A 1,366-nucleotide genomic window follows, 5' to 3' on the forward strand; every position below is an offset into this window, starting at 1 on the left:
TGGAGTGCACCCCTGTCGTGAGACAGAGGAATAGGGACATGGTTGCGTTTATGCCGCACGGGGCTGCTGCGCAGCAACCCCATGCGGCGGCAAGTTAGCCTCGAACTCCATCGGTGATCGATAGCCGAGCGCCGAGTGCAATCGTTGGCGGTTGTATACTTGCTCGATGAAGGCGCCGATCTGCCGGCGCGCTTCGTCGATGTCGCGATAGTCTCGGCCGTCGACTTCCTCCTGCTTGAGTGTCTTCATGAAGCTCTCTGCTTTGGCGTTGTCGTAAGGGTTACCGACCCGGCTCATGGAGGCCTGGATGTCGTGTTGCGCGAGTACGGCGGCATATTCGGCACAGGCATACTGGACGCCGCGATCGGAGTGGTGGATGAGGCTCCCAGGCTGCGGGCGGCGTGCCTCCAGAGCCTTGGTCAGCGCCTCCACCGCCAGGCTGGCCTCCAGATGGTCGTCCAGAGCCCAGCCGATGACGCGGCGGCTGAAGGCATCGAGCACGACGGCGAGATAGACGAACTCCTCGCGCAGGCGCACGTAGGTGATGTCGGCTACCCAGAGCTGGTCGAGGCTGCTCACAACGAGGCCTCGGGCCAGGTGCGGTACCACCTGCCAGCCGTGACGGGACGCGGTCGTGACCGGCACGAACGGTCTTTTCCTCAAGCACAACAAATTGTCCTCACCCATGAGGCGCAGCACCCGCTTGTGGTTCACCACCAGGCCTTCGCGCCGCAATTGCCAGGTGATGCGCCGATAGCCGTAGGAGAATCTGTTCGCCAGGGCGACGCGCTGGATGGCATCGCGCACGCAGGTCTCCTCCTGGCGCGGCGCCGAGGCCTGAAGGTGCCGGTAGTAGCCGGCACGGCTGACCCCGGCCAGCGTACACATCCTTTCCACGCTCAATCCGCCTTGCGGCCGAGGGGTCGTCATCGCCGTGATCGAGGCGTAGACGAACTTGCGCCAGGCCCGTCGCTCGGCTGGCGCTTTTCCCTGACTTGCCGCAAGGCTGTGCGAAAAAAATCGAGCTCCAGCTGCTGCTGGCCGACCTTCCGCTCCAACTCGGCTATGCGAGCCCGCGCTTGCACAAGATCAGGAGGCTCGCGAGGCGGCCCAACCGCAGGTCCTCGAGGGTGTTGGCCGGGGCTTCGCAACGCCTCTGCTCCGCCGGCCAGGTACTTGCCCCGCCAGTGATAGAGCATCTTGTGGGTTACCCCAAGCTCTCTGCACAAGGCCCCCACATCCTCACCTGCCAGCATCCGCTCAACGGTTGCTAGCTTCACCTCTCGGCTAAATTTGCGTCTTCCGGGCATCAGTCCCTCTTAGGACTGTCCCTTATACCTCTGTCTCAATTTTGGGGTGCACTCCA

Annotated in this window: 2 protein-coding genes; both read right to left on the reverse strand. The window is 63.3% G+C overall.

What is annotated here, in order from left to right; genetic code table 11:
* Nucleotides 1-48 precede the first annotated feature (48 nt).
* Nucleotides 49-930: an IS3 family transposase gene (locus AC0YKC_RS33920; protein WP_488514233.1), complete on the reverse strand. Its 882-nt coding sequence runs from the start codon at nt 928-930 to the stop codon at nt 49-51.
* Nucleotides 927-1,310, reverse strand: a complete 384-nt coding sequence (locus AC0YKC_RS33925; protein ID WP_488514234.1) for a transposase — start codon at nt 1,308-1,310, stop codon at nt 927-929. Before AC0YKC_RS33925 ends, AC0YKC_RS33920 begins: the two co-directional genes overlap by 4 nt.
* Nucleotides 1,311-1,366 lie beyond the last annotated feature (56 nt).

It is taken from the genome of Mesorhizobium sp. CNPSo 4661, assembly GCF_057784215.1.

Bases quoted from the DNA above. Each gene is read 5' to 3' on its own strand.
- AC0YKC_RS33920 (WP_488514233.1), bottom strand. From the start codon at position 930: ATGACGACCCCTCGGCCGCAAGGCGGATTGAGCGTGGAAAGGATGTGT.
- AC0YKC_RS33925 (WP_488514234.1), bottom strand. From the start codon at position 1,310: ATGCCCGGAAGACGCAAATTTAGCCGAGAGGTGAAGCTAGCAACCGTT.